Source organism: Mesorhizobium sp. B3-1-6 (assembly GCF_006439555.1).
Taxonomy (GTDB): Bacteria; Pseudomonadota; Alphaproteobacteria; order Rhizobiales; family Rhizobiaceae; genus Mesorhizobium.
This window is the reverse complement of record NZ_VFTM01000038.1, coordinates 46361-61647: the sequence shown is the minus strand read 5'-3', so window position 1 is coordinate 61647 and position 15287 is coordinate 46361. Positions and strand designations below refer to the sequence as shown.

The 15287-nt window shown below is 65.0% G+C and carries 13 protein-coding genes; 7 read left to right on the top strand and 6 right to left on the bottom strand.

The features are described from left to right. The first annotated feature begins 121 nt into the window (after nt 1-121). Nucleotides 122-562, top strand: a complete 441-nt coding sequence (locus FJ414_RS26975; RefSeq protein ID WP_140647412.1) for a hypothetical protein — start codon at nt 122-124, stop codon at nt 560-562. Between the two features lie 41 nt (nt 563-603). Here FJ414_RS26975 and FJ414_RS26970 read toward each other — a convergent pair whose 3' ends face one another. Beyond that, nucleotides 604-1746, bottom strand: coding sequence for an FAD/NAD(P)-binding oxidoreductase (locus tag FJ414_RS26970; RefSeq protein ID WP_140647411.1), 1143 nt, complete (start codon nt 1744-1746; stop codon nt 604-606). Between the two features lie 132 nt (nt 1747-1878). After that, the gene (locus FJ414_RS26965) at nt 1879-2544 is read right to left on the bottom strand and encodes a peroxiredoxin (protein ID WP_140647410.1); all 666 of its coding nucleotides are present in this window, start codon (nt 2542-2544) and stop codon (nt 1879-1881) included. A gap of 133 nt (nt 2545-2677) precedes the next feature. On the opposite strand from FJ414_RS26965, the gene FJ414_RS26960 reads away from it, so the two are divergent. The 3 genes from FJ414_RS26960 (at nt 2678) to FJ414_RS26950 (ending at nt 5860) form a co-directional block, all read left to right on the top strand. Next, on the top strand, nt 2678-4381 hold the full coding sequence (locus FJ414_RS26960; RefSeq protein WP_140647409.1) for a BTAD domain-containing putative transcriptional regulator: 1704 nt from the start codon (nt 2678-2680) through the stop codon (nt 4379-4381). A 38-nt stretch (nt 4382-4419) separates the two neighbouring features. Next, entirely contained in the window at nt 4420-5019 is a 600-nt protein-coding gene (locus tag FJ414_RS26955; RefSeq protein WP_246672510.1) for a hypothetical protein, read from the top strand. Nucleotides 5020-5116: 97 nt separating this feature from the next. Next, complete coding sequence (locus FJ414_RS26950) at nt 5117-5860, top strand: pseudouridine synthase (RefSeq protein ID WP_140647408.1); 744 nt, start codon at nt 5117-5119, stop codon at nt 5858-5860. A 61-nt stretch (nt 5861-5921) separates the two neighbouring features. Here the strand turns inward: FJ414_RS26950 and FJ414_RS26945 are convergent, their stop codons facing one another. Beyond that, nucleotides 5922-6503: a histidine phosphatase family protein gene (locus FJ414_RS26945; protein WP_140647407.1), complete on the bottom strand. Its 582-nt coding sequence runs from the start codon at nt 6501-6503 to the stop codon at nt 5922-5924. A gap of 125 nt (nt 6504-6628) precedes the next feature. Beyond that, the gene (locus FJ414_RS26940; protein WP_140647406.1) at nt 6629-7963 is read right to left on the bottom strand and encodes a dicarboxylate/amino acid:cation symporter; all 1335 of its coding nucleotides are present in this window, start codon (nt 7961-7963) and stop codon (nt 6629-6631) included. A gap of 237 nt (nt 7964-8200) precedes the next feature. Here FJ414_RS26940 and FJ414_RS26935 point away from each other — a divergent pair, with 237 nt between their 5' ends. The 3 genes from FJ414_RS26935 to FJ414_RS26925 all read left to right on the top strand — a co-directional run bounded on the left by FJ414_RS26935 (nt 8201) and on the right by FJ414_RS26925 (nt 12029). Then, nucleotides 8201-10066, top strand: a complete 1866-nt coding sequence (locus FJ414_RS26935; RefSeq protein ID WP_140647405.1) for a sensor histidine kinase — start codon at nt 8201-8203, stop codon at nt 10064-10066. Next, nucleotides 10063-11418 carry a sigma-54 dependent transcriptional regulator gene (locus tag FJ414_RS26930; RefSeq protein ID WP_140647404.1) on the top strand — a complete coding sequence of 452 codons (1356 nt, stop codon included), beginning with the start codon at nt 10063-10065 and terminating at the stop codon, nt 11416-11418. The genes FJ414_RS26935 and FJ414_RS26930 overlap by 4 nt, the downstream gene beginning before the upstream one ends. 263 nt (nt 11419-11681) lie before the next feature. Further along, the gene (locus FJ414_RS26925) at nt 11682-12029 is read left to right on the top strand and encodes a hypothetical protein (RefSeq protein WP_246672509.1); all 348 of its coding nucleotides are present in this window, start codon (nt 11682-11684) and stop codon (nt 12027-12029) included. 44 nt (nt 12030-12073) lie between these two features. On the opposite strand, the gene ggt is transcribed toward FJ414_RS26925, so the two are convergent. Together ggt and rhaI are read right to left on the bottom strand one after the other, a co-directional pair. Continuing rightward, nucleotides 12074-13813 carry a gamma-glutamyltransferase gene (ggt, locus tag FJ414_RS26920; RefSeq protein ID WP_140647403.1) on the bottom strand — a complete coding sequence of 580 codons (1740 nt, stop codon included), beginning with the start codon at nt 13811-13813 and terminating at the stop codon, nt 12074-12076. Between the two features lie 98 nt (nt 13814-13911). Then, entirely contained in the window at nt 13912-15246 is a 1335-nt protein-coding gene (gene rhaI / locus FJ414_RS26915) for an L-rhamnose catabolism isomerase (RefSeq protein ID WP_140647402.1), read from the bottom strand. Nucleotides 15247-15287: the final 41 nt, after the last annotated feature.

Below are 15287 nucleotides of genomic sequence, written 5' to 3'. Positions count from 1 at the left end.
CTTCATTGGACTGCCTTCCCAAAGAATCTCTTCTCAGGCCGTTTTCAAGCCCAAAAAACTCATATGCGATTCCCCTGACCCTTCACTGGGGCAAACTGCCAGCGGGCTGTCAGGAGGAGAAATGAGAGCACGCGCGGCGACGGTCGGAGACCTGGAAGATGTCTTCCACGGCCTGTCCAAGCGAATGTCGGACGAGTATGTGGCGGCCGGCAAGGACAGCAAAAGTGCCTATGACAATCTGATGATGAACCTGAAGGAAGGCCGGGCGCATGCGCTCGTCCAGGACGACAGGACGGTGGCGATCATCGCCTGGCACGAGCATGCGGACGCCGCCGATACGCTCTTTGCCGCGCAGGAGGATTTCTTCAAGGCCTCGACGGTCCGCTTCTGCAAGCGCCACATCCGCCATGTCCAGGCGCTCGCCGGCAACCTTCCCATACATTCGCGCAGCTGGCTGGACAGGCCCGACGTAGCGAAATGGTTCCGCGTGATCGGCTATGTCGACCGCGGGCGGGAGAACGGCGCCACCCTGTTCGAGCTGCCCCCGGCCGCCAATAGCTGAAAGGCCGCGAACGATGCCTGCGCCCGCCGAGGCCCCTCTCGTCAGAGGCCGAACCAGCGCGACCTCCTGCTCGCGCCGAACATCTCCTTGTCGGCACGGAGTGTGACCGAGGGCTCATAGTAGTTGCCGGTCGGCGAGGGCCCCGAGAAGAAGTCGACCTCGACCTTGCCGATGCGCCCGCCGCCAAACTCGATATAGCAGGTCCCGAACCCATCATAGAGGGTCCCACCGCCTCTGTGGCGCAACTTTGCGACGAGGGCGCTGGCCACCGCCCGCGCGGCGCCCTCGGCGAAGACGCCGGCCTTGGGCGTGCCGGTGTTAGCGCCGTCGCCGACGGCGTAGACATTCTCGTATTTCGTTTCGAGCGTACGCGAATTGACCGGAATCCAGCCGTTTTCAGACATGCCGCTTTCGAGCACGACCGGCGGCACCCGGTGCTTGGGCACGCCAAGGAAAAGCTCGAAAGGCATTTCCGAGCCGTCGTCGAGGACGGCCACGTTTCGCGTGTTGTCGACGGAGGCGACACGGCGCCCCGGGATGAATTTGATGCCGCGCTCGGCGAAGGCGGCAAGCAAGGCGAGCGAGGTGTCGGGCGAAGGCGGCACCGGGCTGCCCAACGGCAGCACCAGCGATATCTCGCAAGCCTCGCGCACGCCTTGCCGCACCAGATAGTCATGCAGCATCAGCACGCATTCGCTGGGTGCCGGCGGGCATTTGTAGGGCGCGCCGCAGACCCCCACCATCGCCCTGCCCTTCTTGAAACCTGGCAGCATGTGGCGCAGCCGTTCCGCGCCGGGCACCGAATAGAACTCGTTGGTTCCGGAAAGACCAGGCGTTGCGTCGAAATCATATTCGGCACCAAGTGCCACGATCAGATGGTCGGCGTCGAACACGCCGTCATCGGTGACGACACGGCGGCTTTGCGGATCGATCGCTGTGATGGTGCGCTTCAGCATGCGCACGCCGGGCTTGGCGAAGCTGGCATAAGGCAGGCGAACCGCTTCCGGCTGCTTCAGGCCGAACATGACGTCGAGCTTGGAGAAGCCGAAAATGAAGTTATCGCTCTTGTCGATCAGGGTCACGTCGATGGCGTCGCCCATCGCTTCGGAAAGCAGCGTCGTGAGTTCAAGGCCGCCGAAGCCTGCCCCAAGGACGACGATGCGCGGTTTGTTTGCCGTGTTCATCTCAGTTCCCCACCCTGTCTCTGGCGCCAAGCGCCGGTTGATCTTCATTTCCTGAAGTGGCGGCGAGGACTCCATCTCCTCGCCGCCGATGCCCTTACCGCCAAGGCCTAGCGGGCTTGCCGCTTGCACTCGTCAGGTGAGGACGGGCTGCGGCACGATGCGAATGTAGGGCTTGGGTTCCTTCCAGCCCTGCGGATAGAGCTGCCTGGCCTCGTCGTTCGACACCGAGCCAGCGATGATGACGTCGTCGCCGGGCTTCCAGTTGACGGGGGTCGCTAGGCGGTGCTTGGCCGTCAACTGCAGGGAGTCGATGACGCGCAGCACCTCATCGAAGTTGCGGCCAGTCGTCATCGGATAGGAAATGACCAGCTTGATCTTCTTGTCGGGGCCGATGACGTAGACATTGCGCACCGTCTGGTTGTCGGCGGCGGTGCGGCCGTCGGCCGTGTTGCCGGCCGAGGCCGGCAGCATGTCGTAAAGCTGGGAGACGGCCAGCGTCGGATCGCCGATCATCGGGAAGTTGGGGGCCGTCCCCTGCGTTTCGGCGATGTCCTTTGCCCAGCCTGCATGCTTCTCGACGGGGTCGACGGAGAGGCCGATGATTTTCACGCCGCGCTTGTCGAACTCGGGCTTCAGACGCGCCATGTAGCCGAGCTCGGTCGTGCAGACCGGCGTGTAGTCCTTCGGATGTGAGAAGAGGATGCCCCAATCCTTGCCCAGCCATTCATGGAAGGAAATCGGACCTTCGGTGGTGTCGGCCATGAAGTCGGGGGCGATGTCTGCGATACGGAGTGACATGGTTGTGTTCCTTTCCGGTTGGAATTCGATTGCGGCGCTAAATTAGGAAATCTATGTTCCGCCAGCGTTCCCCGACGACGGCCGCCCGGTGACGGCTTCGGCGGCGGCGCCCTTTCTTCCGGACGGTGCATGCATGCGCGTTTCGATCCATCTGCTCGGCCGGTTCGCCGTCAGCGTCGATGACCGGGTGGTCCCGGCGGCGGAGTGGCGGCGCGACCGCGCGGCGGCTTTGGTCAAGCTGCTTGCCTTGCGGCCTGGACATCGCGCCCACCGCGAGCAGATCATGGAGACCTTCTGGCCCGACGCGGACCCCGACGCCGCCGGCGCCAGCCTGCGCAAGGCGGTCCATTTCGCACGCCGCGCGCTGGGCAGCCGCGACCTGATCGACGTGAGCAACGATATCGTGGCGCTCGCCCCGGATGTCGAACTGGCGATCGACACGGAGAGCTTCGAGACCGCCGCGAAGGCCGCCCTGCGAGGCGACGACAGCAAGGCCTTCGCACACGCAGCCGACCTCTACGGAGGCAGGCTCCTGCCCGACGATCTGTTCGTCGAATGGCTGGACGCCCCGCGCGCGCAACTGCAGCAGCGCTATAGCGACCTCCTGCGCGCCGGCAATCTCTGGCAGCGACTGATCGCGCTCGACCCGGCCGACGAGCAGGCGCAATGCGCGCTGATGCAGGTAGCACTCGATGCGGGCAACCGCGTGGAAGCGATCCGCCAATTCAATCAGCTTCGCGACAATCTGCATGCCGAACTCGGCGTCGGGCCGAGCGCCGCCACCATCGCGCTCTACGAGAAGGCCCTGGCGCTGTCCGGCACGGAGACCGTCAGCCCGGTGGAGCAGATACGCACGTCGCTCGCCTGGGGGCTGGTGCATCTGCAAAGCGGCGAATTCGACAAGGCAAGCGAAATCGCCCGGCGCACGCGTGACCTTGCACTCGGCGCCGACCTGCCGCGCGAGGTCGGCGAGTCCAGCGCCTTGCTGGGCATCGCATCGATGATGCAAGCCCGGTGGCCGCAACTGTTCCGGTCCGAATTCATCGAATGGGTCCGCGCCAAACCCGCCTTCGTTCAGCATGTGTTCGACGGTCATCTGTGCCTTTCCGAATTCTGTCTGTGCAGCGCGAAGGGCCATGCCGAGGTCGCGGGACTTGCGCGGGAATTGCTAACCGTGGCCGAAGAGGCCGGATCGAGCGCGGGCCGCGGTCTCGCTTGCCTCCTGCTTGGAGAGGCCTCGCTTTTCTCGGGCGATCTCGACGGCGCCGAAGGCTTCCTTGCCGCGGCGGAACAATTGCTTCAGGAAGCGGATGCCGTGGCAGGCCGCGTGCTTGCAATCGAGCGGCTGGCCGAGATCGCGCTGGAACGCGGCCAAAGGTGGCGAGCCGGCCGTCTCATCCGCCGCGGCCTGGCGGATGCGGAACGATCCTGGCTTTCCCCACACCTGATCATGCGCATGCAGGCATTGGCCGTACGCGCCGCCTCCACGCCCAAGATGGTGGCCGAGGAAATCCTCGCCGGCGACCGGCTGCTGATCCCCGGCGCCTGCCAGCCCTGTTCGATGGCGCTGCGCACCGCGTCGGCGATAGCCCTTGCGGAAGCCGGCGACCTGGAACAGGTCGATCGCCGCCTGAACGATGCCGAGCGCATCGCCGGCATGTGGCAAGGCGGCCCCTGGGCCGCGGCGCTCTGGGAGGCGCGCGGCGTGCAGCGGCGGGCGCAGAACAAGGAAATGCGCGCGCTGGCGGCCTTCGAGGAGGCGGCAGGCCGCTACGAGGAACTCGGGCGGCCACGCGACCAGGCCCGCTGCCTCGCACGAATGAACCCCGCCGGCTGATTGCCCGATTTTGGCTCGCGCGTAACCCAGGGCTCCGCATGAAAGGCGTCTTCCCCGGCAGCGGCGACTTGCACAGAGCATTGTTTGGCGGAATTGTAGTAAACGCAGCCGGGGCAAACCGGCACGCCGGATCGGTATGGCTGCTGGAAATCGGGATGCTGCGCGTCTGCCTGGCCCTTGTCGTCATCGTTGCCCTGACGAGACCGTCAGGGGCGGAGACACGCGCCTCCCATCTTTTCGATCGTCCCGAGCTGTCGGCGGCATATTCGGGCCAATCCGATCTCGTCACCGCATACACGACCGGCATGGCGCGCTACCGGCTTCAATATTCGGGCCATACGGACCAGGCCGGTTTGGCCGCCCCGCTCGAGCCTCGGCTGCTGCGGCCTGAATTCCAACAACGGACATGGCGTTCCTCAGATGGCAGCCTGCTGCAGGGCTTTGCCGGCAAGGGTGGCTTCCGGCTGACCGCAGGCAATTGCGTGACCCGCATCTGCATGGCCAGCGAATGCAGCGAGGCCGGCTGGCCGCTTTACGCCTGCAGCGACGGGCGCAAGCGCAAAATGTCGGTCAAAAGCTTCGTGACGGCAACATTCGACGGCATCTCCTACCGGCGGTTGAGCGCGCCGCAGGAGTGAGATCGGCGACCCGAACCGGGTTATGGAGCCGCTTGCGCCCATCTCGCCAGGCGTGGCATCGGTTGCAGCGTTTTGAGCAAGTCCGAAGACAGAGACAGTGGCACGCCAACCCGACCGACGATCAGCAACCCCAAAGGTCAGCCTCGCCCGAGCGCTTTCCAAGCTTGGCTTCTGCTCGCGCACGCAGGCCGAGCGTTTCGTCGCCGAGGGGCGGGTACAGGTCGGCGGCAAGACGGTGCGTGATGCCTTGCTGCGCATCGATCCCGACCGCGACCGCATCACCGTCGACGGCGAGCGCGTCGTTGCCGAGCGCAAGGTCTATCTGATGCTCAACAAGCCGCGCGGACTTGTCACGACCCGCGACGACCCCGAAGGCCGCGGCACCGTCTATGACTGCCTGGAAGGGCTCGACCTGCCCTTCGTGTCACCCGTTGGCCGCCTCGACAAGGCGAGCGAAGGGCTGCTTTTGATGAGCAACGACACGCGCTGGGCGAACGGTCTGCTCGACCCCGCCTCGCATGTCGCCAAGACCTATCACGTGCAGATCGCGGCCGTGCCCGAGGAAGCGATGCTGGAGCGCTTTCGCCAAGGGGCGGTCGTCAACGGCGCGTTGCTCACCGCAAGCTCGATCGTGCTGTTGCGCAGCGGCGGGCGGACGGCGTGGCTGGAGATCGTGCTCGACGAGGGACGCAACCGGCAGATCCGCAGGCTGCTCGGCGCTTTCGACATCGAGGTGCTGCGGCTGATCAGGGTGGCGATCGGCGGATTGCAGCTCGGCGAGCTCGCCAAGGGCAAGGCGCGGCATTTGACGAGCGAGGAGCTGGCGATGGTGGGAGTCTAGCCGAAACGTCTCAGCTTTGTCATCCACGGGCCAGAGGCACCTGGGCTGCCATCCAGCGGGGCTACTTCTGGTTCCACCTCCGGATGACCGGCTCGGTCAGATCATGCTCGTAGCCGAGGATGCTGAGGCTGGCTGTGTCGAGCACGAAATGCTCGCCGCCTTCCGGAGGCAGGCCGACCCAGCGCGACGCGAACACACGCAGGAAATGCGAGCTGGAGAAGATGAGCACATTGCCGGGAACCGCGCGCAGCCCGGCGATGACGGTGTCGGCGCGGGCGCCGACATCGGCCGCCGTCTCGCCGCCCGGGCAGCCGTCGCGAAACAACTGCCAGCCGGGCCGCTTGGACAATATCTCCTTGGTAGTCACGCCTTCATAGGCGCCGTAATCCCATTCCTGCAGGTCCGGCTTCTTGACCGCGCGCTCGCCGAAGCCAGCGAGGCGGCAGGTGTCGAAAGCGCGCTGCGACGGGCTCGACCAGACGGCCTGGAAAGTCAGGCCCTTGAGCCGGTCGGCGACGCCGCGCGCGGCCTCCTCGCCTTTCGCGGTCAGGGGGATGTCGGTGCGGCCGGTATGCCTGCCCGAGAGACTCCATTCGGTCTCGCCATGACGGACAAGATAGATCTCGGGATACGCACTGCTCATCGACCGCCCTCTCGGCTGAATGGTTCGCCGGGATTCCGGCTCGCGCAGCCTATGCGGCGGCCGATAAAAAGAACAGGCCGCGGCGATTGCCGCGACCTGTTCGGCATCGGGAGGATGCTGGTTGGCTAGGCAGGCTGCAGGCCGCCCGACAACGCGAGGTCGGCTTCTTCCGACAACTGGCCGGCCATGGCGGCGGCGAACCTGGTCTGGTCGAGCTCACCTTCCCAGCGCGCCACGACGATGGTCGCGACCGCGTTGCCGACGAAGTTGGTGAGCGCGCGGCATTCCGACATGAAGCGGTCGACGCCGAGGATCAGCGCCATGCCGGCGACCGGCACGGAGGGCACGACCGAGAGCGTCGCGGCCAGTGTGATGAAGCCGGCGCCGGTGATGCCGGCGGCACCCTTCGAGCTCAGCATGGCGACGAGCAAGAGCAGGATCTGGTCGCCGAAGGTGAGCGGCGTGTCGGTCGCCTGGGCGATGAAAAGTGCTGCCAGCGTCATGTAGATGTTGGTGCCGTCGAGGTTGAAGGAATAGCCGGTCGGGATGACCAGGCCGACCACCGAGCGGTTGCAGCCGGCGCGCTCCATCTTGGCCATCAGACCGGGAAGTGCTGCTTCCGACGACGATGTGCCGAGCACCAGGAGCAATTCTTCCTTGATGTATCGGATCAGCGCCAGGATGGAGAAGCCGTTGTACCATGCCACAGTGCCGAGCACGACGAGCACGAAGAGCAGCGATGTCAGATAGAAGGTCCCGATCAGCATGGCGAGGTTGGCGATCGCGCCGATGCCGTATTTGCCGACGGTGAAGGCCATGGCGCCGAAGGCGCCGATGGGCGCCGCCTTCATCAGGATGGCGACGAGGCGGAAGACCGGCGAGGTCAGCGCCTGCAGGAAATCGACCACGGGGCGGCCGCGCTCGCCGACCAGCGCCAGCGCTATGCCGAACAGCACCGAGAAGAACAGCACCTGCAGGATGTCGCCCTGCGCGAAGGCGCCGGTGATGGTGTCGGGGATGATGTTCATCAGGAAGCCGACGATGGAAGAGTCATGCGCCTTCTCGGTGAAGGTCGCCACCTTCGATGGGTCGAGGGTCGCGGGATTGATGTGCATGCCGGCGCCGGGCTGGATGACGTTCGACACGACGAGGCCGACGACGAGCGCCAATGTCGAGAAGACGAGGAAATAGATCATCGCCTTGCCGGCGACGCGGCCGACCTTGTGCAGGTCGGAGACACCGGCAATGCCGGTTGCCACGGTGAGGAAGATCACCGGCGCGATCACCATCTTGACCAGCTTGATGAAGGCGTCGCCAAGCGGTTTCAGCGATGCGCCCAGCTCGGGGTAGAAATGGCCAAGCAGGATACCGGCGGCAATCGCCAGCAGGACCTGTACGTAGAGATGCCGGTAAAAGGGAACCTTGCCGCGCGGTTCGGCGGCAGCGATTGCTGTCTGCATGATGTCCTCCGTTCGGCCCCCGATCGAGACGCTCGACCTCCCAGGGGGCTGTTGACCTCCACAGCCTCGCGGCTGCTGCGGATGCATTTGCAACCCGCGTGCCAGATGATGTCCGGAATCTCGCTCTGTTGATTTTGTTGGATTTTTCGATCCGGCGACAAGCGTATTGGCGAACACTAGTGCGGTTATCCGCATAGGTCGAATTGCGCTTTGTGCGAAATCATGCACAGATGCGGCATGCTGCAACGCCCGGCCGCTGCCCTCGCCCTAACGCCCGAACTGCTTGCCGGGCGGGCGCGGCGCACCTGGCTGCTGTTTACGGCGGTGGCGCTGCTGATCGTGCTCGCGGCGCTCTACGGCGCCGGGCTTTATGGTCGCTCGGCCGAGATCGAGACTTTAGCCGCGCAAGGGCGCACGGACGCCAACCTCAAAGTCGCGCTGCTGCGCGCGGTGCTGGAAAATCCGCGCGCGCTGCCGCTGCTCCTGTCGGAAGACCAGCAGGTGCATGATGCGCTGACCAAGCGCAACCCCGCATCGATCGACGTGCTCAACCGCAAGCTCGAAGGGCTGGTCTCGGGCACCAAGGCCTCGGTGCTTTATGTCACCGGCACGGACGGCCTGGCGATCGCCTCCAGCAATTGGCGCGAGCCGGTGAGCTTCGTCGGCAACGACTATGGTTTTCGAGCCTATTTCTCGGGCGCGATGGAAACCGGCACGGCCGAATATTTCGCGTTCGGCAATGTCAGCAAACGCCCCGGCCTCTACATCTCGCGCCGCGTCGACGGCGTTGCGGGGCCGCTCGGCGTCGTCGTGGTCAAGATGGAGTTCGACCAGCTCGAGTCCGACTGGCGCGAGGCGAACCGGCCGGCCTATGTCAGCGATGCGCATGGCGTGGTGCTGATCACGAGCGTGCCCTCCTGGCGTTTCATGACGACGGCGCCGCTGGCCGCTCCGGTTACGGCCGACATCCGCGCCAGCCAGCAATTCGGCGATGCGCCGCTGGTGCCCTTGCCGATCACGAAACCGCAACCGCTCAGCTCCGATGTCGCGCTTGTCCAGGCCATCACGCCCGGCGGCAGCGATGCGGAATATCTGCGGCTTTCCACCGCCGTGCCGTCGACACCCTGGCGCCTCGACTATCTCCTTCCTGCCGAAGCACCGGTCGCGGCGGCGCAGCGCGAGATGCGGCTCCTGGTGCTCGGGGTCCTCGTGCCGCTCATTGCCTTTGCCGCCTATCTGTTGTGGCGCCGGCAATCCGGCCAGATGCGGATTGCCGCCGAACAGGCCGCGCGCGCCGAGCTCGAGCGCCGGGTCGTCGAGCGCACGCAGGACCTGAGCCTGGCGCGCGACCGGCTGCAGGCCGAGATCGCGGACCATCGCAGCACCGAAGCCAGGCTGCAGGTGATGCAGCAGGAGTTGGTGCAGGCCAACCGGCTTGCCACGCTTGGCCAGGTCGCCGCCGGGGTCGCGCATGAGATCAACCAGCCGGTGGCGACGATCCGCGCCTATGCCGACAATGCGCGTGTCTTCCTCGAACGCAAGCAGAGCGCCTCAGCCGAGGAGAACCTTGGCGCCATCGCCGCGCTGACCGAGCGCATCGGCTCCATCACCGAAGAGCTGAAAGCTTTCGCCCGCAAGGGCCGCACCGCCGCCGAGCCGGTCGAACTGCGCGGCGTGATCGAAGGCGCCGTCGTGCTGCTCAGGAGCCGCTTCGCCGGGCAGCTGGATGCGCTAGCGATCACGCTGCCGCCGCCGACGCTAAAGGTTATGGGCAACCGGCTGCGACTGGAGCAGGTGCTGATCAACCTGTTCCAGAACGCGCTGGAGGCACTCGATGGCCGCGACGACGCGAAAGTCGAGGTTTCGGCGGCCGAGACCGGCGATGACGTTACGCTCATGGTCTCGGACAACGGCCCGGGCATTCCGCCCGCGATCCTGAAATCGCTGTTCACGCCCTTCAACACCTCCAAGGAAAAAGGCCTGGGGCTCGGACTCGTCATCTCCAAGGACATCGTCACCGACTATGGCGGGCGCATCGAGGTTTCGAGCAGCGGCCAGGGAACACGCTTCACCATCCATCTGTCGAAAGCCGGCGCTGCATGACGAAGCACGATCCAGCCCCGGTGATCCTGATCGATGACGATAGCGATCTGCTCAAGGCGACAAGACAGACGCTGGAGCTTGCCGGCTTTGCGGTGTCGGCGCATTCGGTGGCGAGCGAAGCGCTGGCGGCGCTCGACAGGAATTTCGCCGGCGTGGTGGTGTCGGACATCCGCATGCCGGAGATCGACGGGCTGCAGCTTTTTGACCGCGTGCTGCGGCTCGACCCCGATATCCCAGTCATCCTGGTCACCGGCCATGGCGATATCGCGATGGCCGTGAAGGCGATCAAGGACGGCGCCTACGACTTCATCACCAAGCCTTTCGCCGCCGACAGGCTGGCGCAGAGCGTTGCCCGGGCCGCTGAAAAACGGCGCCTGGTGATGGAAAACCGCGCCTTGCGCGAGGCGGCCGAGCAGGCGCAGGAAGGCTTGCCGCTGATCGGCCAGACGCCGGCCATGGAGCGGCTGCGCCGGACATTGCGGCAGATAGCCGACACCGATGTCGACGTTCTGGTGACCGGCGAGACCGGTTCGGGCAAGGAGGTGGTGGCGAGCCTGCTGCATCGCTGGAGCCGCCGCGCCAAGGGCAATTTCGTCGCGTTGAACTGCGGCACGCTGCCGGAGACGGTCATCGAAAGCGAGTTGTTCGGACACGAGGCCGGCGCCTTCACCGGTGCGCAGAAGAAGCGCGTCGGCCGCATCGAGCATTCGAGCGGCGGCACGCTGTTCCTCGACGAGATCGAGAGCATGCCGGCCTCGACGCAGGTGCAGATGCTGCGCGTCTTGGAAATGCGCGAGGTGACGCCGCTCGGCACCAATGAGGTGCGCCCGGTCGACCTGCGCGTCGTCGCCGCCGCCAAGGTCGATCTCGGCGACGCCGGCCAGCGCGGCAATTTCCGCGAGGATCTCTACTACCGGCTCAATGTGGTGACGCTTTCGATCCCGCCGCTGCGCGAAAGGCGGGACGACGTGCCGCTGTTGTTCGGTTACTTCGCCGATCGCGCCGCCGCCCGTTTTCGGCGCGCCGTGCCGGTGATCTCCGCCGCGGTTCAGCGACATCTCGGCGAACATGACTGGCCCGGCAATGTGCGCGAACTCGCCCACTTCGCCGAACGCTTCGTGCTCGGGCTGGACGACGTTGCCGCCGCGTCTTCCCCGGCGGCAACGGAGATCGGCACCCCCACTCCCTTGCCGGAACGGCTCGATCGTTACGAAGCCGAAATTATCCGCGAGACACTTGGTCGCAATGACGGCGACGTCCGCCGCACCATCGAGGCGCTCGGCATTCCGCGCAAGACGTTCTACGACAAGCTGCAGCGGCACGGCATCGTGCGCAGCGATTTTTCCAGGTAGATCAATTAATGCATGTCGCGCAAAAGTGTGCAGCGGTTTTGCGATAACGACATGCATGAAAACAAAGCCTTAAAGCGCGTCGCCTGAATCCGCTTCAGCGCGACGCGCTTTTAGGTGGAACCGCAACGCCGCTACCTCGTTGAAACCGACCGGGAAACCGTGGCGCTCGGGCATCAGCCGGGCGGCGAACGCATCGCCGTGGCGGCTTTGCCGGGTTGCGCTCGGCAGGCGTTGATGGTTTGTTGCCGCTCAGCGGAGAACGAATGATGCGCGAATCCCTCGGTCAAGACGAATACGGCTCGACCAACCCTTTCGACCCGGACGACCTGCCCAATCTCAATGCGATGGGGCCGGCGATGGGCGGCGGCAATGATTTCGAGAAATACGCGGTCGCCGTCATCATCGTCTTCGGCGCGCTGATCATCGGCGGCCTGATGGCCGCCTCCATGTCCTTCGGCCACCGCAACGGCTTCCTGTTCGCGCTTGGCGGGGCCACGGCGGCCTGGATTTCCGGCAATGCGCTGCTGCTCGACCGGCCACGCATCTATGCGCTGTTCGTCGCCATCGCCGCCGTGATGCTGATCGCCTCGACCATCACGCTGGTCGTGTAATTTTATCTGAGCATGATCTCGTTCACGCTTTTTGGGATCATGCTTTAATATCCCAAAGCCTCGCCGGCTGCCGCGCGGCTGTCGATGGCGCCGTTGTAGCGCGCGCCGCCGCCTTTCTCGATCTCGCTGAGGCTCTTGCCGCCGACCAGAATGCCGGCGGCTTGTCCCCAGGTCTCGTCGCTCAAGTCCAGATGATAGCCCATGCCGGCAAGCAGCTTCTCCGTGTCCGGCGAAAGCCCGAACGGTTCGACATAGATGGTGTCCGGCAGCCATTGATGATGGATGCGCGGCGCGTCGATTGCCTGCTGGATGTCCATGCCGTGGTCGACGACGTTGACGATCGCCTCGAGCGTGATGGTGATGATGCGCGAACCGCCCGGACTGCCGATGACCATGAACGGCTTGCCGTCTTTGGTCACGATCGTCGGGCTCATCGAGGATAAAGGCGTCTTCTTCGGCTGGATGGCATTCGCCTCGCCCTGGACCAGACCGTAGAGGTTCGGCACGCCGGGCTTCTGCGTGAAATCGTCCATCTCGTTGTTGAGCAGGATGCCGGTGCCGTCGGCGACGACCCCGGCGCCGAAGGAGCCGTTCAGCGTATAGGTGACGGCGACCGCATTGCCGTCATTGTCGATGATCGAATAGTGCGTGGTTTCCTTCGACTCGCCGAAACCCTTCGGCATCAGGCCCTTCGACACGCCGGCGCGGAACGGATCGATCTTGTCGCGAATGTCTTTCGCATAGGCCTTGTCGACCAGCTTCGAGACCGGATTGTCGACGAAATCAGGGTCGCCGAGCGCCGAGTTGCGGTCGACATAGGCGTGGCGCATGGCTTCCACCATGACGTGAACCGTCTCGGCCGAGCCGGCGCCGAGATAGGAGAGCGGGTAGAATTCGAGCACGTTGAGGATTTCGCAAATAATGACGCCGCCCGAACTCGGCGGCGGCGAGGAGATAATCTCGTAGCCGCGATAGGAGCAGGTCACCGGCTTCAGCTCGCGCACCGCATATTGCTCGAAATCGTCCTTGGCGAGGATGCCGCCCTTGGCGCCGCTCGCCTTGACGATGGCGTCGGCGATAGCGCCCTTGTAGAAGGCGTCCGGCCCCTTTTCCGAAATCGCCGACAGCGAGGCGGCGAGGTCCGGCTGAACGAGCCTCTCGCCAATCCCGTAAGGCTTGCCATCCGGTTTCAGGAAGATGGCGGCCGCCGCCGGGTCCTTGGCCAGACGATCGGCGCCGCCTGCGAACGACGCGGCATCGCCCTGGTTGAGCACGAAGCCATCCTTGGCGTAGGCAATCGCCGGCGCCATCAGATCCTGCCTGGTGAGCGTGCCGTATTTCTCGCGTGCCATCTCGAAGCCGGCGACCGAGCCCGGCACGCCGACCGCCAGATAGCCGTCGAGGCTGGCGCCTTTCACCGGATTGCCGTCCTTGTCGAGATACATGGTCTTGGTCGCGGCGAGCGGCGCGCGCTCGCGGAAATCGAGGAAGGTCGTGCGGCCGTCCTTCATGCGCACGGTCATGAACCCGCCGCCGCCGATGTTGCCGGCATTGGGATAGACGACGGCGAGCGCATAGCCGACGGCAACAGCGGCATCGACCGCATTGCCGCCCTTTTTCAGCACGTCGACGCCGATCTCGGTCGCCAGATGCTGGGCCGTCACCACCATGCCGTGCTCGCCCTTGGCCGGTTGCGGCGAGGCGGCAAGGACGATGGTCGGCGGCGCGAGGGCAATTGCGAGCGAAAGGGTGACGCCGATCAGCGTCCGACGGGTCAAGGGCATGGCGGTGCTCCTGGCGTTGGGGACCCCTAGGAAAGACCCTGCCGGCGGACCTGTCCACCGCCAATGGCGCTGGACCAGATCAATCCGATATCTGCCTGTCAGACGATGCCGCCGCCACCGCCGGCGACTGTCGGCCGCTCGGCCGCGACTTTGGCCCGGTAGCCGGCCTCGCGATAGGCCGCGACCGGATCGATCGCGCCGCCAATGCGCAGTCTGGCCATCGCCAAGATCGGCTCGACATCGGTGCGGTAGGCGCTTTTAAGTGTCTGCGTCGCCATCAGCGCGTCGTTCTCCTCCTGGAAGCCATCCAGCGCCTTGCGGTCGACCAGCAGCGCCTGCGCATAGGCGCGCTGCACCTCGACCGCCGACAGCATCAGACTCTCGATCGGATCGGTGACGTTGTGGCTCTGGTCGAGCATATGCGCGGGATCGAAGCCCTTGGCACCGGCGAGCTCCGCATCGACCAGTTCGTTGAAGACAAGGAACAGGCGGTAGGGGTCGATCGAGCCGGCGTCGAGATCGTCGTCGCCATATTTGGAATCGTTGAAGTGGAAGCCGCCCAGCTTGCCGAACTGGATCAGCCGCGACACGATCATCTCGATGTTGACGTTGGGCGCATGGTGGCCGAGATCGACCAGGCAGAAGGCCTTGTCGCCGAGCTCCTTGGCGATGATGTAGTTGGTGCCCCAGTCCTGCACGACCGTCGAATAGAAGGCCGGCTCATACATTTTGTGCTCGGTGAACAGCCGCCAGTCGTCCGGCAGGCCGGCATAAATCTCGCGCATGGCGTCGAGATAGCGCTCGAACGCCTTGGCGAAATTGACCTGGCCGGGGAAATTCGAGCCGTCGCCGATCCATACCGTCAGCGCCTTGGAGCCGAGCGTCCTGCCGATCTCGATGCATTCGAGATTGTGCTCGACCGCCTGGCGGCGCGTGCCGGCATCGGCATGCGAGAGCGAGCCGAATTTGTAGGAAAGCTTCTGGTCCTTCGCGTCGGAGAAGGTGTTGGAATTCATCGCGTCGAAGCCGAGGCCGAAGCGGGACGCCGCCTGCTTCAGCCGGTTCGCATCGGCTTTGTCCCACGGAATGTGCAGCGAGACGGTCGGCGTCGCCTGCGTCAGCTGGCTGATGACGGCGCAGTCCTCGATCTTGTCGAAGATGTCGCGCGGCTCGCCGGCACCCGGAAAGCGGGCGAAGCGCGTGCCGCCGGTGCCGACGCCCCAGGACGGGATAGCCACGCCGAATTTCTCGACCTTGTCGCGGATCGCGTCGATGGCGATGCCGCGCCGGTCGAGGCGCTCGCCGAGCGAGGCGTAATCGCGCTCGAGGTCGGGTTTGCGCGCGGCGTTGCTTTTTTCGACGACATCAGTCGAGATTATCGTTTCGGACACTGCATTTCCTCCCAGTATTCGTCGGCCGGCGCTGCCCCTCATCCGCCTGCCGGCACCTTCTCCCCGTTGAACGGGGAGAAGGA